Consider the following 19,754-nt stretch of genomic DNA (forward strand, 5'->3'; position numbering starts at 1 on the left):
CTCAAATCATGACTGCGTGGCGCAGGTCTCGCCTTCGGCAATCATCCAGCGCAGCACTTCGGCCAGGGCCACACTGTGCTGGCGCTCGACCCAGCGCACACCCTGCGGGCTGTACCGTTCGACATAGCGGCTCAGCACCAGGCGGCCCTGCTCCGACGACAGGCTCAGGCGGGTCTCCCGGCAGAGCAGGGCGCTGGTCCCGCGTTTACGAACCTGACGTTGCAGGACCAGTGAGCTTGATTCAGAAATCATCGCCGGCTCCCTGTGCACAATTATCGGCCTGAGGCGACGTCGCCCCCTGCTTGCCCTCCAGCACAAAGGCCGCGCGGTGTTCGGCCACCACGTTACGCAAGGCACTGTAGTAGTCCGGCAGCTTTTGCAGGCTGTCGGTCAGCGGCAGCAACGAGGCGCGCGTGTCCACTGTGCCACCCACCAGGCTGATGGTGCCCAGGGTTTGCACGGTATCGCTGTCGCCCAGCGGCGCCACCAGGAAGTTCAGGACCTTGCCCGCCGCATCGCGGCTGTTGCCGGTGCCCAGCAACGGCAGTTCGACAATCGGCCCGTTGCCAATCCCCCACACGCCAAAGGTCTGGCCGAAGTCGGCGGTGTGGCGAGGGATGCCCAGCGGGTCCGAGACATCAATCAAGCCGACGATCCCCACGGTGGTGTTCACCGCAAAACGTCCCAGGGTGTTGATCGAGCGCCGTGGGTTGCCTTGCAGCAGGTCGTTGATGAAGACCTTGGGTTCGCTGAAGTTGCTGGCGAAGTTATGCACACCCTGCTGGAAAAACTCCGGCATGTATCGGTAGCCTCGGGCTACAGGCGCCAGGGCGTAGTCATCCACCGCGCGGTTGAAGGCGAACACGCCCCGGTTGACTGGTTCGGCGGGGTCATACACCGGGTAGGAAACCTGTGCGCAGCGTGTGGTACTCGTTACGTTGGCCGGGCTCGCGCAGCCTGTGAGGTAAGACACAGTCAGCAACAACACCGCCTGGCGAGCCAGGTGCTGGGGGTACGTCAGCGAGCGCATGGGGTCAGTCTCCGGGAAAAGGAAGCCGATGCTGGCAGCCGCAGCTTGCGCAAAGATGTCTGCTTTATTGCGCCGTTGACGCTTTATTGCACGATTGAAATATATGACGGGCCGCGTCGAATGGTTTTAGATGGTGCATCGACAAGACCAAGTGATGCCCATCGGTGAGCCATCTTTTAATCGTGGACGATGACCTCGAGGTCCTCGCCCTGCTGAAGAAATTCTTCCTGCAACATGGCTACACGGTCGAGACCGCCGCCAATGGCGCCGAGCTGTGGGCGGCCATGGAGCGTACACCTGCCGACCTGATCATCCTCGACCTGATGCTGCCGGGGGATAACGGCCTGTTGCTGTGCCAGCGCCTGCGCCAGCAATACGCAACACCGGTGATCATGCTGACCGCCATGGGCGAACTGAGTGATCGCGTGGTGGGCCTGGAAATGGGCGCCGATGATTACCTGAGCAAACCTTTCGATGCCCGTGAATTACTTGCCCGGGTGCGCGCCGTACTGCGTCGGGCGGGTGAAAACCGGCCGACGTTGGGCGACGTGTCGCGCCCGCTGATTCGTTTCGCCGGCTGGCAACTGGACCTGACGCGCCGTGAGTTGCGCTCGCCGGACCAGGTGATGATCCCGTTGTCGTCCGGGGAGTTCGACCTGCTGCTGGTGTTCGTCGAACACCCGCAGCGCGTGCTCACTCGCGAGCAATTGCTGAACCTGGCGCGGGGCCATAGCCACGACGCGTTCGACCGCAGCATCGACGTGCAGGTCAGCCGCCTGCGACGCAAGCTGGAGTTCGACACCAAGCGCCCGGCGATGATTCGTACGGTGCGCAACGGTGGTTACCAGTTCACCGTCGCGGTGACCCGCTCATGAGCCGCTTCAAACCTCGGGACACCGTGGCCCGCTGGATTGCCCTGACCATCCTGATTGCGATGCTCACAGCGCTGGCCTTCAATGCGCTGTTTGTGCAACTGGCTGGCGTTTGGGCCAGGCCGCCGTTGGGTGAAACCGGCCTGTTGGAGAAGGTCGCGGTGATCGTGCGGATGATCGAAGCGGCAGAGCCGTCCCAGCGCGCCCAACTGACTCGGGCAGTGGCCGATGACAGCTTCAAGGTGAGTTGGTCGGCCACCCGCACAGGCATTGATGTGCCGGTTCTGGAAGACCCGGGGTTTCACTCCGACCAGGTGTTCAAGCAGCTGCTCAAGGGGCCGGAGCGGCGAATGGAAGCCTACGAACCGTCCGACTGGCCTGGCCCCGGCGGGCGCTATGCGCTGGTGGTGCAGTTGGTGGATGAATCCTGGCTGATGTTCAGCGCGCCGTCGCGCAGTTGGGGCCTGGCGGAAGGCCCGCGAAGCCTGATCGTGCTGATGCTGGTACTGATTTCCACCGCGCTGGTCACGCTGATCGCCACCCGGCGCCTGGCCCGGCCGCTGCAATATTTCGCCCAGGGTGTGCGACGTTTCGGCGCCGACTTTCGTGCGCCGCCTATCGAGCCGGTCGGCCCCCAGGAAATCCGCCAGGCGATTCTCGCGTTCAACGGCATGCAGGCGCAGTTGCAGCACTTCATCCAGGACCGCACCCAGATGCTCGCCGCGATTTCCCATGACCTGCGTGCGCCGCTGACCCGCCTGCGCCTGCGGGGGGAATTCATCGAAGATGCCGACCAGCAGCACCGCCTGTTCCGGGATGTCGACGAGATGCAGGCGATGATCAACACCGCGCTGGAATTCTTTCGCGACGATGCGCGCCTGGAACAGGCCACCCAACTGGACCTTGCGGAGTTGCTGCAAACGCTGATTGACGACTACCGCGACCAGTCCATCGACATCGGCTTCAATGGCCCGCCACGGCTGGTGTATTTCGGTCGTCCGCTGGGGCTCAAGCGAGTGATGACCAACCTGATGGACAATGCGATCCACTACGGGCTGGCGCCGGAGATTGAGCTGCAACAGAGCCCGGGAAGGGTGACGGTGCGGGTGCTGGACCTTGGCCCGGGCATCCCGCAGGAGCAGCATGAGCAGGTGTTTCTGCCGTTCTTTCGTCTGGAAGGTTCACGCAATAAAAGTACCGGGGGTGTCGGTTTGGGACTCTCCACGGCACGGGCGATCGTCCTGGAACACGGTGGAACGCTGACCCTGGAAAATCGCCCGTGCGGCGGGTTGGCCGCCGTGGTGGTGTTGCCGGTTTAGGAAGGCTTAACGGTCAGAGCAAATTGGGTCCCAAACCGCTCAGATTACTGCTGTTCGACTGAAAACTTTGCTGGTTGGAACTGCTACGCGAGGGCTCATCGTTTGGTTTGGGGGCCGGCTGAACAGGTTGGACGGGTTGAGTGGCTTGAGGCGAATGAGTGGGCCCATTGAAGGATTGGATATGGAAAGCGCTGCCAATGATTGGAAAGGACATAGATTTTGGCTCTCATTAGAAAGGACGTGAAGTGTGCGCATTCACCTCCCTTTGAGTGCGTCCTGATCAGTGGCCCTGGCCCGGTCCGGCGTTCCGGGCCTTTGGGTTTCCATATGCTTCGCCGTCTCGATGAGGCGCCGTTTCAAGCCGGCTTGGGCACCGTAAACCGAAATTCGCTGCCTCGCCCCAACTCACTCTCAGCCTCGATCCGCCCGCCGTGGGCCTGCACGATGCCTTGGGTGATGTACAAGCCCAGGCCGCTGCCGGTGGGATTGTTTTCGGTTTGCGTCCAGTAGCGATCAAACACGTGAGGCAACTGATCAGGGGCGATCCCTTCGCCGGAGTCACGCACCGAAAACACAATCTCTTCGCCATTGCTCAACGCACTGATGCCGATATTGCCCTGGCGCGGGGTGAACTTGATGGCGTTGCCGATCAGGTTCGACAGCACCTGGAACAACCGTTCCGGGTCGGCATGTATTTGCAGCCCGGGTTCGGCATTGAAGGACAGGTCGATGCCCTTTTCCATCGCCAGGGGCGCGAGCAGTGAATAGGCCTCCTCGAACATCTGGCTCACGTCCAGGGCCACCGGCTTGACGGTGTAGCGCCCGGCTTCGATCTTCGAGGTGTCGAGCAAATCTTCCAGCAGCACATTCATGCGCCCGGCGGCTTGTTGCATGGTATCGATGGCCGAGGAAATCCGTCGCGAGGTGTGTGGGCCATCGGAACTGAAGGCCTTTTGCATCATGCCGCAGAGCATCGAGATCACCGTCATCGGGTTGCGCAGGTCGTGGGAAACCACCGCCACCAGTTCATCCCGGGCGCGCACCGCCTGTTGTTCACGCAGCACCTGGCGGGCCAGGTCATTTTCCAGGGCCGAGCGGCGCAGGTCGTTGGCGGCGAAGCGGTCACCGTGGCTCCATTTGGTGGAAATGCCGGCCATCTCCACCTTCCAGATTTCAAACGAGGTGCGTGGGCGAAGGTGCAGGCCCGCGTCGGTGCTTTCCAGGTCCAGGGGTTTGTTCGGGTCGCCGCTCCAGTTGATGTTTTCCTTCACTTCGGGACGAAACCACAACACGCCGTTGTCCACCGGCTTGGGCAAGCTCATGGCCAGCACGCCACTGGCTACGTGCTGGTATTCAGCCGCCGGCGGGTAAACCGAGGCCAGGTTATGGCTGGCAAACACCGGCTGCCCGGTCTCTTGCAGCCACTTGTGCAGGGCGCGAATCTGCGCAGGTTCCGGGCAATTGCCGTAACGGTGCAGTTGCTTGTCTTCGATGATCGCCACACCGCCTGCGAGGGTCAGGTCCATCAGCAATTGCGGACGCTGCGCCAAGCCATCGAAGACGTTTGCGGGCGAGGCCTGCATGGCCTGGCTGAGCAAGGCCAGGGCCTCGACTTTTTCTTCGCGCTGGCGGCTTAGGTCCAGGGCCTCCATGGCGCTGATCTGCAACGACAGCACCTGGCCGATGGTCTGGCACGCGGTGCGCAAATCATTGGGCACCAGCAGCGGCTGGCGGTTGCCGCAACTGATCAGGCCCCAGAGTTTGTCGCCCGCCATCAGGGAGATGCTCATGGACGACAGCACCCCCATGTTTTTCATGTACTGGCAGTGAATCGGCGACACGCTGCGCAGGGTGGCGAAGCTCAGGTCCAGGGGCTGGCCGGTGTCCGGGCGCAACCTGGGCACCAGCGGCACTGCCTCGTAATCGGCATTGGGGATGATCCGCAGCCAATTGGTGCGGTACAGCTCCCGGGCTTGTTCGGGGATGTCAGACGCCGGGAAGAACAGGCCGTTGAACAATTCCATCGACGGGGCGGACGCTTCGGCGATCACCTGGCCGTGGCCTTCCTCTTCGAAACGATAAATCAGCACCCGGTCGTAGCCGGTCATGGCCTGGATTTCGTTGACGCTGATTTCATACAAGGCTTGCAGGGTTTTCGCCGCCTGCAGGCGTTGCAGCATCTTGCCCAGGTTGCTGGTCCGGCCATTGAGTGCCCGCGGCTGGAAGTCCTTGAGCCGTGGTTCGAACTCCAGCACCAGCACATCCTGATGGCGGTGCAGCAAGCCTTCGAACTCGGCGCCGTTGAGGGTCATGTGCAGCGGTGCGGCGTCGAAAAAGCTGTTTTGCGTGACCATGGCCCGGACGGCTTCGGCATGTTCAATGCCGATCAATGTGTGCAGCGGCTGGCCCAGCAGGGATTCCGGTGAGTGGTTGAACAGTTCGGCTACGTTGGCGCTCACCTGCACGATATGCAGGTCCGGCTCGGACAGGGTCAGCAGCGCACCGTGGGGCTGGATGGCCCCCGGGAAGCGGATGGGTTCGTCTGCACAGTTGGCAAGCAACTCTTCAAAATCTTCGGGTTTCATAGCAGTACCTCCTGGCTGTCGAGCCATTGCTCAAAGCAGCTGAATGTCGAGCGGGCCGCGTTCACGGCGCGCAGTTTGGCGTGCGCATCGAGGGGCACATGGCTCAGGTAGTCGAGAAAGTCTTTCCAGCGCCGACCGGTTTCAGCGCCGTACACGTTGAGAAACGCGCCGCCGTTGTCGGCATCCAGTCCCAGGCGCTGGGCCATTTCCCGGCGCAGGATCTGCCCGCCCAGGGTGGCGCCTTCCAACACATACAGCGCGCCCAGGCAGGCGGCCGGCGTGTCGAGGAGCGGTAGCGACAGGCAATGGGGAAGGGCGGCGATGGCTCGGGCGTCCAGGCCCAGGGCGTGAAGATCCGTCAGCAAGGTGGGAGCTTTGCGACGCAGCACCTGATCAAACCCCACGGGTATCAAGCCGCTGTCGTGCAGCGTCGTTTCCAGAGGGTTGTAGAACCCGTAATAGGCCTGGAGCAGGCGTTTATACCGAGTGTGATCGAGCTGCGGGGAGAAAAACGGCAAGCGCTTTTCCAGGGCGACGTGCAGTAAAGCGGTACCCGAGCGCAGGGCTTCAAGTACAGGGGGCGCACCAACGTCATGGGCCTGTGAATGCATTCAGTAAACTCGAACTGGGGGCCTGCTGGCCATGTAAGGTTGCTTAATAACTGACCGCAGGAGTCGCCGTGAAGTTCGCCTTGGCTGATATCGCGATGCTATCAGTGCATGGGCGAACCCTGCACCAGGGCCGACTGCACGCAGTCGATCAGGCGCTTGGTGGTCCACGGCTTGGGCAGGAACCGCACGGTGCTGCCCAACTGCGAGGCCATTGCGGTGTTGCCCGAGGTCAGCACCACCGGCAGCGTCGGCCAGCGATGGGCGACTACTTTGCTCAAGTCGTAGCCATTGAGCAGGCCGGGCATCTGGATATCGCTGACAATCAAGTCTACCGGATCACTGGCCCGTTCAAGAAAAATCATTCCTTCGTCTGCGGACGGGAACGAGGTCACCACCGCGCCGAAATCCTCCAGTACATCTACCATCAACGAGCGAATGATTTCGTCGTCTTCCAGCACCAATATCGATGGCTGAGCCATGATCCTTACTCCACCATCCGGGTTAAGTAAGGTGGAGTGGGGCGCCGTTGATTAGGTTCGATTGGATGTTTTTTTTGCGATGGGTGGTCATTTGGTTGTCTTTGAATTGCGTCAGGGCAGGGCGCTCCACTGGCGAAACCTGCTAGAAGCGTTCATCCAGCAGCGCCGGCAATGTCAGCTCCTTGACGAAACTGGCGCCGGACAGGCTCAAGACCATACGCACCACCTGCACCACGTCATGCACCGGAATCAATTGGCCCTCACCGCGCTGTTCGGCCTGGGTGCGTGAGGTGCTCAAGGAATCTTCGGTATTCAGATAGCCCAGGTTCAGGCAAGTGACGCCCAGGCGCTGCTGGCGATAGCCTTCACGCAGCGCATCGGCGATGCCGCGCAAGGCGAATTTCGAGGCGCCGAACGCCACTTCGGGCCGGCCGCTCTGGGGCAGTCCCGAGGTCGAGCCTGTGAGGATGATGCGCGGCTGTGGGCTCTTCAATAACACCGGCAGCAGCCGCTTGATCAACAACAGCGGTGCGGTGATGTTGCAACTGACGATGGCTTCCAGTTGCGTGTCCTCGTCGGTGAGAAAGCTGTACGCCGGATCAAACGCCCGCGCCTCCCAGATGCCCAGGTTATAGATCAGTGTGTCCAGCCCGCCTGCCGCCACCGCCTGCTCGATGACGTGCGCCGCTTGGCCAGGCATGCCAAGGTCTGCTTCCACCCAGCGCACCTCGGCGCCAGTGCTGCACATCAAGGGATCAGGGCGACTGCGGGACACCCCGATCAGCGTATCCCCAACCCCGCCCAGCCCTTCCATCAAGGCCCTGCCCAATCCTTTGCTTGCACCGACCACCATGGTTTTCATCGCTTGTCTCCTGAACCGCTGTGCCGAGAGGAGCGGGCATGCAAGCAGAGTGGTGGGGTGATATCAATTGAGTGGCTGTTTCCAGATGTTAATCTCAGGTGTTTCAACGATCCCGGGTTGCCTCATGCTGACTGTTATCCGACTTGCCGCCGCACCCGACGCAGTGTGTTTACCTGCAATAGAGCGCAGTGCGGCCCAGTCCTTTCGTGCGATCGAATCCTTGAGCTGGCTGGCCGATGCCGAGGTCATGAGTGTTGAACGTCATCTGCAGTTGATCGCGTTGGGTACGTGTTGGGTGGCGGTGGATACTGCTGGCCAGGTCCAGGGTTTTCTCAGTGCACAGATGTTTGATGACGACCTGCACATCCATGAACTGTCGGTGGCGCAGGTCATGCAGGGCCGTGGCGCAGGGCGGCAATTGCTTGAGGCCGTGATGAATGAGGCAAGTTTGCGCCTGTTGCGGGCCGTCACCCTCACCACGTTTCGCGATGTGCCCTGGAATGCCCCGTTCTACCAGCGGCTGGGATTTCAGCCAGAGCGCTCGCTGGCGCCGGATCATCGTTTGGCAGAGGCTCTGCGCGAGGAGTATCGTCACGGTTTTGCGCCGGGCAGTCGCTGTGCCATGTCATGGCAAGTCCCCAGCTGAACCGGCACAACGGATGGAAAGTTACCCATGAAGTACGTCGTATTATTCAGCCTCGCCCTGATTGCCGGTCTCGTCAGCCTGCCGGCAGCGGCGGCGGGAGACGCCGAAGCCGGTGGAAAGTTATTCAGCAAAACCTGTGGCGGTTGCCATAGCGTCGGCGAAAATGCACGGGGCGGTTTCGGGCCGCAACTCAACGGCATCATTGGTCGACCGGCTGGCACCACCACTGACTATCAGTATTCAGATGCGATGAAAAATTCAGGCGTGGTCTGGACGCGGGACAAGCTGGCCGCCTATATCGAGGCGCCGAAAAAGGTGGTGAGCGGCACTCGGATGATTTTCTGGGGGATCAGTGATCAGGAGAAGATCGACAACTTGCTGGCGTACCTCGCCACGTTCCAGGCGCAATAAGCACCGACTCCAAGACAAGGATTTCAGCATGGTCGCACCGCGTATCCGGGCACTTGCCCTTTGCATTTTTCACCGCAACGGTCGAATTCTGGTTCACGAATTCCAGGATGCGGTGAAACAGCAGACAGTCTTTCGCCCCATCGGTGGTGGCATCGAATTCGGTGAACACAGCGCCGAGGCCATCGTGCGAGAAGTCCAGGAGGAACTGGCGCAGCCGATTCACAGCCTGCGCCTGCTCGGCACGCTTGAAAGCATCTTTACCTACGACGGCCACCCCGGACACGAGATCGTCCAGGTCTACGATGGTCAATTTGCGGATCAGAGCCTATACGAGCAGCCGTATCTTGACGGTGCTGAAAGCAACGGTTTTGCGTTCAAGGTGAGTTGGAAGGGCAGCTCAAGCTTCACCGCGCAGTCGCCACTGGTACCGGAAGGGCTTTACGCGCTGCTCAAGGGCGCCGCGCTACTGGATTGACGGCACGCGTCCCGATAATGCCTCGGGGCCTTTCCTGTCACTCGCTTGAAGGCGTTGCTGAACGCACTTTCAGAACCGTACCCCAACGACTGCGCTAACACGCCCACTGACAGATTCCCCTCGCGCAACGCTCGTTGCGCAAGGCGCATGCGCCACTCGGTCAGGTACGCCAACGGTGGTACCCCGGCAACGCTCTTGAAGTAGTGCGAAAAGGTGGTGCGCGACATCGCAGCCGCCGTAGCCAGGTCTTCCAGTGTCCAGGCACGCCCCGGCTCGCTGTGTATCAAGCGCAGCGCGGGGGCCAGGCGCTTGTCGCTGACCGTGCGCAGCCAGCCTTCGGGTAATACGCCCGAGGTCTCGACATAGGCCCGCAGGATCTGGATAAACATCAACTGCGCCAGTTGCGCCGACGCCAAGCTTGCCCCGAGCAAATTGGCTTGCCCCTCATGTGCCAACTGGCCGAGTAGCCATTGCACGATTGTCGCTTGCGGCGACGTGGCTCGCACGTGGATCAGGGGCGGCAGCGCGTTGGCCAGCAGGCCGCCACTCTCCGGGTCCAGTTGCACGTAGCCGCCGATTTGCACACAGCCCTGGCCGTCACCGATTTGCGGGAAGCGGCCGGCGTCAGCGAATAATTGCCGCGCTTCCAAAGGCGCGACCGACACATCGCCTGCAAGCACAAACGAGCGTTGCGCACACAGCAGGAACACATCGCCCGCCTCAATCAACACCGGCGCCAGTTCGCCATCCATCCACAACCAGCACTGCCCCTTCACCACCCCGAAAAACTTGATCTTGTCCGGCGCGGGAAAACGCAGGGCCCAGGCGCCGCCCGCGCTGAAGCCGCCGGTCATCACCGATTGGGCATTCACGAACGTGAGAATCTCGGAAAACGGGTCGCTGGGCATATTCGTACTTTTACGCATGTAAACGGGATGTTCGAGTATTCAGAGTACGGCTTTCGAGGGGTAGCGTGTTAACCACACGTACAATGGAGACTCTGTCATGCCCACAGTACAAAAACCGATCCACAGCGGCTATGGAGCAGCAACCACCGCCGCCGAAGTCATCCGGGGCGTCGATCTCTCGGGCAAGGTGGCGATTGTCACGGGCGGCTACTCCGGCATTGGCCTGGTCACCGCCCGTACCCTGGCTGCCGCGGGCGCCCGCGTGATCGTCCCGGCCCGTGACCTGGCCAAGGCACGCGCCGCACTCAAACCTTACCCACAGCAGCAACTTGAACCCCTGGACTTGATGGACGCCCAGTCCATCGAACAGTTTGCCGAGCGCTTTCTGGCGACAGGCTGCCCGCTGCACCTGCTGATCAATAACGCGGGCATCATGGCGCCGCCGCTGAGCCGCAATGCCCAGGGCTACGAATCTCAGTTTGCGACCAACCATCTCGGGCATTTCCTGCTTACCCAGCGCCTGTGGCCGGCCTTGCAGCGCGCCGAAGGTGCACGGGTGGTGACGCTGTCCTCACGGGGGCATGTGCACGGCGCCGTCGACTTTGACGACTGGAATTTCGAGCGCCAGGCCTACGATCCATGGAGGGCCTACGGTCAGTCCAAGACTGCCAATGCGCTGTTTGCCGTGCATCTGGATACGCTCGGTGCGGCGAGTGGGGTAAGGGCTTTTGCGGTGCATCCCGGTGGAATCATTACCGATCTGGTGCGGCACATGAAGCCTGAAGTCTTGCAGGCATCAGGCTATGTCGACGAGCACGGGAAACCGGTGATCGACCCTGAGCGGAACATGAAAACCCCGGAGCAAGGCGCGGCCACCAGTGTGTGGTGCGCGGTGAGTGGGCAGTTGGCGGGAATGGGCGGGGTCTATTGCGAGAACTGTGATGTGGCGGCGGCAGTGAGTGCGGAATCGGAAGAGCAGTTGGGTGTCAGGCCGTGGGCGGTGGATACCGGGTTGGCGCAGCGGCTGTGGATACTTAGCGAGCAGCTTGTCGCAGGGCGATAGGCCGCAGTGTGGGGTCAGCGCACTGACCCCATCGGCCCATCAAGAACCCTGCGGCGTTTCTCCGCGCGCCAAACGCGCATTGATATCGTCGATCACCGCCGGCAGTTCGACGATGGTGTCGATCAGGTAATGCGGCCGCGAGCCCTCGAACATCTGTGTAATGCGCGCACGTTCCAGCGCCAGCTCAGCAGCAGGCAGCGCCTTGTATTGCTCGTAGGTCAAACCCAGTGCGTTGCCGGAACAGGTCAACGCCACCGTCCACATGCCGGCGCTACGGCCTTCCAGGATCCCCGGCCAGGTGTCGTCGACCTTCACGCACGCGGCCACATCGCTGACCCCCAGGGCAATCACGTTGGCCAGTGCCTGCGCCGGATGCGGGCGCCCGTTGGGCACTTCGTCGGTCGCCACCACATGGTCGGCGACGTAGCCGTTCTGTCGCGCCAGCTCGACCACCTTGGCCATCACCACCGCCGGGTACCCGGAGCAGGAGCCAATCTTCAAGCCCTGCGCGCGCAGGGTGTTAATCGCCTCAAGGGCGCCGGGAATGACCGCCGAGTGCAGCGCGATTTTCTCGATCTGCAACGGCATGAAGCGTTCATACAGTGCGGTGACATCCTCGTCAGTCGGCAAGCGATCAAACACCGCCCGATAACGCTCGGCAATCTGCGGCAGGTTGCACAAGGTGCGGATGTGATCCCACTTGCCCATGCCCATCGGGCCGCGGGCTTCCTCCAGGGAAACGGCGACGCCGAACTCGCCGAACGCCTCGACAAAAATCTGCGTGGGGGCGAAGGAACCGAAGTCGACGACGGTGCCGGCCCAGTCCAGGACCACGGCTTGCAGCTTGGAAGGTTGTTGGTAGTGCATGGCAAGTCTCCATTTTCAGGTGTGAGCAGGCCGTCCCTCTCTCAAAGAAGAGGTAAGCGCCTGGTGAGGGTTTAAACGGTCAAGACGATCAGGTGGCCGGGATCGGGCTGGCCTCGAATAGCTCGGCGATCATCGGTCGGTTGCGGCGGATGCCCAGGCAACACAAGTGGTAGTCGATGAAAAACGGATGGTCGACGAAGGTGATCGGCGTGGTGCCCGGGGTTTCGGCGTATTCCACGGCAGACACAAAGCCGATGCCGATGCCCTTGGTGATCGCGTGCACAATGGCTTCGCGACTGTTCAGCTGCATCACGCAGTTCACGGCGATGCCCTGGCGCTTGCAGCTTTCTTCCACCAGTTGCCGGGTGCGTGAGCTTTTCTCGCGCATCACCCACTTTTCGCGGCTGATCTGTTCCACGTGCACCTCTTTCTGCCGGGCCCACGGGTGGTCATCGCGCACCACCGCAATAATCGGATAGCGCCGGTACAGCTGGGTATCGAAGCGCTGGTCGAACTCCGAAAGGGCCAGGATCGCCACGTCGATATCGAAGTTGAAGAGCCGGTCCAGGGTTTCCTTTTCCGGGGAAAACGAGGTTTCCAGTTCGATGTCCGGGTGGCGCTGCATCAGCTCGTAGGTCAGGTTCATCGCGATCGGCGGCGACACCGCGCCCAGGCGCAGCAGTCCGGTCTTGCGCTGCTTGAAACTCTGCAACAGTTGCATGGCTTCATCCTCCTGGCCGAACAGCCCCTGGGTGATCCCGTAAAGGGTGTGCCCGGCGGCACTCATCTCGATAAACCGCCCGCGACGGTGGAACAGCTCCACCGAGAACTGCTTCTCCAGCCCGTTGACCTGCTCGCTGACCGTCGGCTGGCCGACGCTCAGGTATTCGGCGGCGAGGGTGAAACTGCCGGTCTTCGCCACCGCATGAAACGAGCGCAGCCACTTGTGGTACTGGTACATAACGAGTCCTGTTCCTGAGGTCCGCCGGGCCGGTCATCAACGTCGGATAAACAACGCCACCGCTGCGCTGCACAGGCAGGCCGAGGTCACGACGATGAAGATCAGCGAGGTATTGCCGGTACTGTCGAGCATACTGCCGATCAGCGGTTCCGCCAGGCCGGCGAACAGATAGGATGAGAAATTCATCACGCCCGTGGCCGTACCCGCACGCTTGGCGCCGACCAGGTCCGGGCACAGCGCCCAGAAACTCGACGCCGGGCCATACACGAAGAACCCGCAGAGGAACAACGCTACCAGGCCGATTGCGCTGTGGGGCGGCAAACTCCACATCCACAGGCTGGTGGCGGCGCCGAGGAACATGTAGAGCATGATCGCCAGGTAGCGTTTGGAGCCGAACAGCTTGTCCGAGACCCAGCCGTTGCTCAGGGCGCCGATGGCCATGCCCACCGGCAGGGCCACGGTGATCCACTTGGGGTCGATCATGCTGTCGCCGCTTTTCCAGTTGGCCCCGAGGAAGTGCACCGGCACCCAGACGATCAGGCCGTAGCGGGCGGCGTTCTGGAAACCCAGGGAGATCGCGGCGATGATCAGCCGCGGATTTTTCAGCACCGCCTTGTAGCGCTGCGCCGAGGATTCGACTTCGCCGTGGGCCACTTCATGATTCTTGTCTTCGGCATTCGCCACGCCAGTATCGGCCAGGGGCTCGAAGCCCATGTCTTGAGGCCGCTCGCGGGCCACCAGGTAGAAAATAATGCCGCCCGCCAACATCAACAGCACCGGCAGGCGGAAGATCCAGCGCCATTCCAGTTGGAACACTTCCAGCACCACGATGGAGGTGACGTACGACAGGACCGAGGCGCACCCGGCCGCGAACACATAAAAGCCATACACCTTGCCGCGCTCGCCGGCGCTCCACCAATTGGAAATCAGCCGGCTGCCGGGTGCCCAGCCGAGGGCCTGGAAGTAACCGTTGATGCCCCACGGCAGGATCAGCCCGGCAAAGCCGCTGGCGAAACTGGTGACCCAGTTGGCCGCGCAGGACAGCACCGCGCCCAGGGTCATGATGCGGCGGCCGCCGAACTTGTCGGCGAGGTTGCCGTTGATCGCCTGGCCAATCGCGTAGGCCCAAAGCATCGCCGCGGAGGCCCAGCCGAGGGTTTCCTTGGTCAGGCCGAACTCGGCCTGGATCCCGGGGATGGCAAAGCCGAAGGTCTGGCGGCCGGTGTAGAAAAACAGATAACAAAACATCGCCGCCAGCAGCATGCGCCACTGGGCTACGCGAAACGATGAGGTACGGACGGCAGGAACAGGCAGCACGTGTGCACGATTCATGATGTTTTCCTTATTGTTATTCGCCCCGGCGACCGCAGCCGCTGGGGGGCACTCTTGATAGGTGCAACAGGAAACGACTGAATTACGGTGAGTCTAGGCCGCTTGCGCGCCGATGAAATTCTTGCCGCGTGCGCCTTGCAGGGCGAAGCGGATCATCGCCTCGGCCTCGGTGGCATTCACGCCGTAGTCGGCAAATTCGGTCTTCACGTCCAGGCTGTGGAGGAAGTCGCGCAGCTGCGCCTGGGCCTGCTGCAGGTCGGTGCCGAATACCCGTTGCAGAGTGCGGTCCCGCGCGGCGTCGTGCCCCCATGCCAGGCCCAGTACCAGCGGCAAAGTGAAGGAACAGGCGATGCCATGGGGCAGGCCGTGGTGCAGAGTCATCTCATAAGAGATGGAGTGGGCGAGGGCGGTCTTGGTGTTGGAAAAAGCCAGGCCGGCTTTCAGCGCCGCCAAGGCCATGCGCGAGCGCAATTCCTGGTTGCCGAGGTCACGCCGCAAGCGCGGCAGGCATTCCAGGATGTCTTCGATGGCGGAGATGGCGAAGGTGTCCGAGACCGGGTTGGCGTTGACGTTCCAGATCGATTCCAGCGCATGGGACAAGGCATCCAGCCCGGTGGACACCGTGACCCCGGCCGGCACCGTCAGCATCAACTGCGGGTCGATGATCGCCACTGTCGGCCAGGTGCAGTCCAGGTGCAGCGAATACTTCTTGAGGCTGGCGGAGTCCCAGATCGTCGCCCATGGCGTGACTTCGCTGCCGGTGCCGGCGGTGGTCGGTGCGGCAATCAACAGCTTGTGGCGGGCCGGCGCGAAAGGTTTACCGGTGGCCAGCAACGCCAGCAGCTCGTCGAAATTCCCGGAATCTGTGCCGACGATCAAGGCCTTTGCCGTATCAATTGCACTGCCACCGCCGACGGCGACCACCACCTGGCAGTCACCGGCCTGCAGCCAGAAACGCTCGTAGGTGTCGCGCAGTTGGGCCACGTCAGGGTTGGGCTGTACGTCTTCAATGACGTACACCAGGCGCTCACCCAGCAGGTCCTGGATGCGGTCTACCAAACCGAGCCCGCGGGCTTCGGGAAAGGTCACGAGGGCGACGGTCTGGCCTTCGGTAAGAGCGGCGAGTTCTTGCAGGCAGCCCCAGCCGAAGCGGGTGTCTACCGGGTTGTGGAAGCGGGCAGTCATGGCGGGTTCCTGGTTTTTGTTATTGGAAGTGCCGCCATAGTCGGGGAGGGTGAGGTGGACCTCAAATCGATAGATTGTGGGGATGGATTGGCTGGGCCGATAGTACAGCCCAACCGTCAGGTGACTTCAGCGCACGTTCCGGAACAACATCAATCGCGCACTCTCATGCAGGCCACGGGTCAGCCCCTGCAACCGCTCAAACTCCTCGGGATACTGCTGAGCCACATTGTCCCTCGGCGTTTGCGACGCCAGGTCATGCAGGGTCGGCGAGCTGCCGTCGTGCTCCATTTGCAGCAGGAAGTCCTTGGTCACGCCGCCGATCAGCGGGAACGTGCCCTCGCGCAATACCAGCGGCACCACGCGCTCGCCTTCCGGCGCAGGTTGCTGGATATCCCGGCCCATCGCGCCATTGCGGAACGGTATGCCCGCCATGCCGGCCACGGTCGGCAGCAGGTCCGCCAGGCCGACGGCTTCTTCGATCACCCGGGGTTGCAGGCCGGGCGCGTGGATCATCATCGGCACGTTGTTGCTTTCCAGCCCAAGCTGCTCGAATGCCGGCGCCATGTGCGGAATCTGGCTGATTCGGGTGTTGTGGTCGCCGAAAAACACGAAGATGGTGTTGTCGTAGTAACCGCCAGCCTTGGCGATTTCCATCAGGCGGCCGATGTTGAAGTCCAGCAGGCGCACGGCGTTGTACTGCTCGACGCTGCGGCTGCCTGCGGCCTGGACTTGTTCCACGGTGAGGTCATGCACCTTGAAGCCATCGTTGGTCTTGGGGATGGTGAACGGGCGGTGATTGCCGGAGGTTTGCAGGTAGGCGAAGAACGGTTGGTCCTTGGGGATGGCCCGCAGCAGTTCGTCGCCTTCCTTGAACAGGTCCAGATCCGAAACGCCCCACACGTCCACCCGTGGCGAGCGCCAGTGGCTTTCGTCATACAGCTTCACGCCGTCGATGCTCTGGCGGATCAAGGCGTTGATATTCGCCCAGCCGGCATTGCCGCCGATCATGTAGAGCTTCTGGTAGTCCTCGAACGCATTGATCAAGGTGTGTTGCCGGGTGATCAGCGGGTTGCGGGTTGCCGTCTCCTGGCGGGTAACGTCGGGCACGCCGGTGATGCTCGCCCACACGGTTTTGGCGGTGCCGGTGACGGGCACGTAGAAGTGTTTGAAGAACCAGCTTTCCTTCGCCAGCTTGTCGAGGTTCGGCGTGGGGTTCAGCGGGTTGCCATAGGCGCCCACGGCGCTGGTGCCGAGGGACTCGAGCATCACGAAGATCACGTTCGGCGGGCGCTCGCCCTTGAGCCGATAAGGCTGCACGGCTTGTTCACGGGCGAAGTTCAACTGCTCGGGGTCGGGCTGGCTGACCCCCAGATAATTCGCGACTTGCGGGTAATGCTCTCGCACCCGCGCCTCATCGAATTGCGACTGGCCGACCTTGAGGGTGTCGTACAGAAACAGCACCGGGTTGAGGCCCGCGGCGGCGATCTGGTTGTTGCCGGAAAAGAACGCGTCGCTCCAGCGCAGGGGCACGGGATTTTCGATATTGAGGTTGGCGACGCGGCCGAGCAGGGCCAGCAATACCGCGATCACGCCGACGGTGGCCACGGATGCGATGGCCAGCTTGCCAATGGGTTTGCGTTCGCCATCCAGGGTGATGCGTTCAAGGCGAACCAGGGCGTAGGTCCATAGGCCGACGGCGGCAAGCCAACTCAAGGTTATCCACAGCACCGGGTAGGTTTCCCACACCATCTGTTGTGAAATCTGCGCGTCTTCCAGGTAACGCAGCACCGTGGCGTTGATGCGCACACCGAGGTAGGCGTAGTGGCCGAAGTCGATGATGTACACCAGCCCGACGATGGCCAGCGCCAGCAGCAGATAACCCCGTGCCAGCCAGCGCAGGGCGGGGACAGTCACCAGGTTCCAGCGTGGCAGCCAGGCGAGCAGTGCCAGGGGCAACAGGATCAGCACCGCCAGGCGCAGGTCGAAACGCAGGCCGATGCCCACGGTTTCCAGCAGTGCGGGCTCCCTCAGGTCGACCCCGGAAAATCCCCATACAAACACCAGCCGCAGTGCCGCCAGCAACGCAAATACCAAACCGATCGCGCCCACGCCGTAGCGCAGGCGGCGCGAGTGCAACCATCCCATCATTGACCTCTGTGCAATTTTAAAAGAGGGCGCCAGGCAGCCATCGCCAGCATCCACAACCCGGCCACCAGGCAGTAGCCCGTCAGCAGTGGGTCGATCAGATAGTCCCAGTAGTTTTCCGAGGCCTTGAGCCGCAGCGCGAACGCCAGGGTGCCCGCCGCGAGCATCCACACCGCCAGCGTATTACGCAGCCAGAGCATCAACAGTGCTGCCGCGCCTATCAGCACGATCATCGGCCGAGGGTTGAAACCCCAGCGGTAGGGGTCAAAGTACGTCAGGCCCATCGTTGCCGGGTACAGCACCAAGCTCAGGATGCCAAACAGCAGCAGCACCTGGACCTTCAGCGGGCGCTGGAGCGGCTGCACCACACCCAACCGGCACAGGCTGACCCACGCCAGCAACACCAGGGTGCTGATGGCCAGGTCATCGGTGAAGCTGCGCACATACGCCGCCAACGGCAGTTCGTTGACCGGGATAAAACTCACCACCACCAACACCGGCAGCAGCCAGGGGCGCCAGGGTGTTGTGACGCGCAACAGGCTGAGCAGCACAAAACCCAACAGCACAAAACTCAAATGCGCTTGCCATACAGAAACCATCACAGGCGCTCCGACAGCCAGGCTTCGTTGAAGCTGACATGTTTGATAAAGGTGTTATTCCACGAGTACACCAGGTGGTACATGCCGTCCGGGCTGCGGCTGAAGTACGGGTACTCGTATTCGAAATCGCAGCCACGGGGCTTGCACACCCGGTAATCCAGGTTGCTGAGGAAGCGTTGTTCCAGCGGCAGGCGCAGGGCACCGCTGGAGGCGCGGAAGCCTTCGCCGATGATTTCCTTGTAGGCCTCGGGGGAGAACGGTTGGCCCAAGGGGTCGGGGGATTGATCCAGTTCCACCACGGTGCGCCACTGATTGAGCTTGGCATCGGTGCCGTACAGGCTGAGCTTGAAGCGGCCGTCCTGCAGGTCGTTGAGGGCCACGAGCAAACCGTCGCCTTCAGTGCTGACGGCTGCCAGCGAGGAATTGGGATTGGACGGTTCCAATGGGTAAGGCTCGCTCCAGGTTTGGCCGGCGTCTTCGGTGCGACTGGCGAGGACTCGGTGATGGGTTTCGCCGGCGTAACGCAACATGGCGATGGCGCGTTGGCCGTCCTGCGGGACGATGGTCGGCTGCAGCGAGTTCTTCCCACGGCTGATACGGAATTTGTCGACCACCGCACCGTCGGGGCTCAAGTACAGGTACTCGGCGAATTTGCCCATGAACTCGTGGTACACCGGCAGGCCGATGGAACCGTCAGCGTGGAATACCGGTGCGGCGCGCACCAGCGTGCTGATATTGAAGAATGGCGAGGTGATCAGTTGCCGAGGGGCCGACCAGTTCGTCCCGAGGTCATCCGAGACCATCACGTTGATCGCGCTGGTGGCCCAGCCGCCTACCGACACCGAAACGTAGAACATCCACAGGCGATTGTCCGGTGCCAGGGCGATCACCGGGTTGCCCAGCTTGCGGATGTAGCGGTGCGTGCCGTCGCGGGTGCTTTCACGGGTGGCCAATACTTGCTCCGGGCCCCACTCGGCGCTTTTCGCGTCAAAGCGCGCGGTGCGCACCTGCACATCGGCGGCGCCCTCGCGGGACCCGGCAAACCACACGGCCATCAGGTCGCCGCCGGGCAGGGCGGTGACCGAGGAGGAATGCACAAAGTCATTGAGCTGCGAGGAGACAAAGCGGCTGCTGTATTGCGGGGCGGCCGCTGCAGGGGACGTGTCCTTGCCAGCTTGGGCAAACGGCGCCAGCACGTGGGGCGGGTGACTGGTCCAGGCAACTAGAAACACCAGTAGCAGACTGCAGATCGTTAAAGGCGCGCGTATCGAAAACGTGTCGAAAAAAGGCTTGTTGCGCACAGAAACACTCTCAACAGGCATAGGAGGTTTCACTGTGCAAAACCAACCTTAGCGAAAGCTTAGTTGGCAACGGCCCGTAACATCTTTCCCGAAATAGCCTCGA

20 protein-coding genes are annotated in these 19,754 nt (G+C 61.9%); 6 read left to right on the forward strand and 14 right to left on the reverse strand.

Translation table 11 applies throughout. The features are described 5' to 3' along the window. Positions 1-6: 6 nt before the first annotated feature. Both HX824_RS20860 and HX824_RS20865 read right to left on the reverse strand, forming a co-directional pair. Positions 7-252 carry a hypothetical protein gene (locus HX824_RS20860; protein WP_003210371.1) on the reverse strand — a complete coding sequence of 82 codons (246 nt, stop codon included), beginning with the start codon at positions 250-252 and terminating at the stop codon, positions 7-9. Then, on the reverse strand, positions 242-1,030 hold the full coding sequence (locus HX824_RS20865; protein WP_003210369.1) for a VacJ family lipoprotein: 789 nt from the start codon (positions 1,028-1,030) through the stop codon (positions 242-244). The genes HX824_RS20860 and HX824_RS20865 overlap by 11 nt, the downstream gene beginning before the upstream one ends. Positions 1,031-1,194: 164 nt before the next feature. Here HX824_RS20865 and HX824_RS20870 point away from each other — a divergent pair, with 164 nt between their 5' ends. Further along, on the forward strand, positions 1,195-1,905 hold the full coding sequence (locus HX824_RS20870; RefSeq protein ID WP_023659139.1) for a response regulator: 711 nt from the start codon (positions 1,195-1,197) through the stop codon (positions 1,903-1,905). Beyond that, a complete protein-coding gene (locus HX824_RS20875) occupies positions 1,902-3,221 on the forward strand; it encodes an ATP-binding protein (RefSeq protein WP_177055018.1) in 1,320 nt (439 codons plus the stop codon). The genes HX824_RS20870 and HX824_RS20875 overlap by 4 nt, the downstream gene beginning before the upstream one ends. Positions 3,222-3,577: 356 nt before the next feature. Here the strand turns inward: HX824_RS20875 and HX824_RS20880 are convergent, their stop codons facing one another. The 4 genes from HX824_RS20880 to HX824_RS20895 all read right to left on the reverse strand — a co-directional run bounded on the left by HX824_RS20880 (position 3,578) and on the right by HX824_RS20895 (position 7,758). Continuing rightward, entirely contained in the window at positions 3,578-5,806 is a 2,229-nt protein-coding gene (locus HX824_RS20880) for an ATP-binding protein (RefSeq protein WP_102605925.1), read from the reverse strand. Next, on the reverse strand, positions 5,803-6,417 hold the full coding sequence (locus HX824_RS20885) for a biliverdin-producing heme oxygenase (RefSeq protein WP_177055019.1): 615 nt from the start codon (positions 6,415-6,417) through the stop codon (positions 5,803-5,805). Before HX824_RS20885 ends, HX824_RS20880 begins: the two co-directional genes overlap by 4 nt. A 101-nt stretch (positions 6,418-6,518) precedes the next feature. Next, entirely contained in the window at positions 6,519-6,896 is a 378-nt protein-coding gene (locus tag HX824_RS20890) for a response regulator (RefSeq protein ID WP_003210361.1), read from the reverse strand. Between the two features lie 142 nt (positions 6,897-7,038). Beyond that, positions 7,039-7,758, reverse strand: coding sequence for an SDR family oxidoreductase (locus HX824_RS20895; RefSeq protein WP_003210358.1), 720 nt, complete (start codon positions 7,756-7,758; stop codon positions 7,039-7,041). 124 nt (positions 7,759-7,882) lie between these two features. On the opposite strand from HX824_RS20895, the gene HX824_RS20900 reads away from it, so the two are divergent. The 3 genes from HX824_RS20900 to HX824_RS20910 are packed head-to-tail and all read left to right on the forward strand — an operon-like array spanning position 7,883 to position 9,290. Continuing rightward, complete coding sequence (locus HX824_RS20900) at positions 7,883-8,404, forward strand: GNAT family N-acetyltransferase (RefSeq protein ID WP_177055020.1); 522 nt, start codon at positions 7,883-7,885, stop codon at positions 8,402-8,404. A gap of 27 nt (positions 8,405-8,431) precedes the next feature. Further along, positions 8,432-8,815, forward strand: coding sequence for a cytochrome c family protein (locus HX824_RS20905; RefSeq protein ID WP_003210355.1), 384 nt, complete (start codon positions 8,432-8,434; stop codon positions 8,813-8,815). 28 nt (positions 8,816-8,843) lie between these two features. After that, positions 8,844-9,290, forward strand: a complete 447-nt coding sequence (locus HX824_RS20910; RefSeq protein ID WP_087695149.1) for an NUDIX hydrolase — start codon at positions 8,844-8,846, stop codon at positions 9,288-9,290. On the opposite strand, the gene HX824_RS20915 is transcribed toward HX824_RS20910, so the two are convergent. Then, the gene (locus HX824_RS20915) at positions 9,254-10,216 is read right to left on the reverse strand and encodes an AraC family transcriptional regulator (RefSeq protein ID WP_256347040.1); all 963 of its coding nucleotides are present in this window, start codon (positions 10,214-10,216) and stop codon (positions 9,254-9,256) included. The two genes, HX824_RS20910 and HX824_RS20915, sit on opposite strands and share 37 nt — an antisense overlap. Before the next feature lie 79 nt (positions 10,217-10,295). Here HX824_RS20915 and HX824_RS20920 point away from each other — a divergent pair, with 79 nt between their 5' ends. Beyond that, positions 10,296-11,261, forward strand: coding sequence for an oxidoreductase (locus HX824_RS20920; RefSeq protein WP_177055021.1), 966 nt, complete (start codon positions 10,296-10,298; stop codon positions 11,259-11,261). 39 nt (positions 11,262-11,300) lie between these two features. Here the strand turns inward: HX824_RS20920 and phnX are convergent, their stop codons facing one another. From phnX to HX824_RS20955, 7 genes are all read right to left on the reverse strand, one after another. After that, the gene (gene phnX, locus HX824_RS20925) at positions 11,301-12,128 is read right to left on the reverse strand and encodes a phosphonoacetaldehyde hydrolase (RefSeq protein WP_177035665.1); all 828 of its coding nucleotides are present in this window, start codon (positions 12,126-12,128) and stop codon (positions 11,301-11,303) included. Positions 12,129-12,216: 88 nt separating this feature from the next. Further along, the gene (locus HX824_RS20930) at positions 12,217-13,089 is read right to left on the reverse strand and encodes a LysR substrate-binding domain-containing protein (RefSeq protein ID WP_102368178.1); all 873 of its coding nucleotides are present in this window, start codon (positions 13,087-13,089) and stop codon (positions 12,217-12,219) included. Between the two features lie 36 nt (positions 13,090-13,125). Continuing rightward, entirely contained in the window at positions 13,126-14,421 is a 1,296-nt protein-coding gene (locus HX824_RS20935; RefSeq protein ID WP_003210345.1) for an MFS transporter, read from the reverse strand. Positions 14,422-14,514: 93 nt separating this feature from the next. After that, entirely contained in the window at positions 14,515-15,606 is a 1,092-nt protein-coding gene (gene psrA, locus HX824_RS20940; RefSeq protein ID WP_177055022.1) for an iron-containing alcohol dehydrogenase PsrA, read from the reverse strand. Between the two features lie 126 nt (positions 15,607-15,732). Continuing rightward, complete coding sequence (locus HX824_RS20945) at positions 15,733-17,751, reverse strand: LTA synthase family protein (protein WP_134325794.1); 2,019 nt, start codon at positions 17,749-17,751, stop codon at positions 15,733-15,735. Continuing rightward, positions 17,751-18,350, reverse strand: a complete 600-nt coding sequence (locus HX824_RS20950; RefSeq protein ID WP_087695143.1) for a hypothetical protein — start codon at positions 18,348-18,350, stop codon at positions 17,751-17,753. The genes HX824_RS20945 and HX824_RS20950 overlap by 1 nt, the downstream gene beginning before the upstream one ends. Further along, on the reverse strand, positions 18,350-19,618 hold the full coding sequence (locus tag HX824_RS20955; RefSeq protein ID WP_177020425.1) for a sialidase family protein: 1,269 nt from the start codon (positions 19,616-19,618) through the stop codon (positions 18,350-18,352). The genes HX824_RS20950 and HX824_RS20955 overlap by 1 nt, the downstream gene beginning before the upstream one ends. Between the last annotated feature and the right edge of the window lie 136 nt (positions 19,619-19,754).

Origin of the sequence: Pseudomonas sp. D4002 (assembly GCF_013385665.1) — a bacterium.
In the GTDB taxonomy this organism is placed as follows: Bacteria; Pseudomonadota; Gammaproteobacteria; order Pseudomonadales; family Pseudomonadaceae; genus Aquipseudomonas.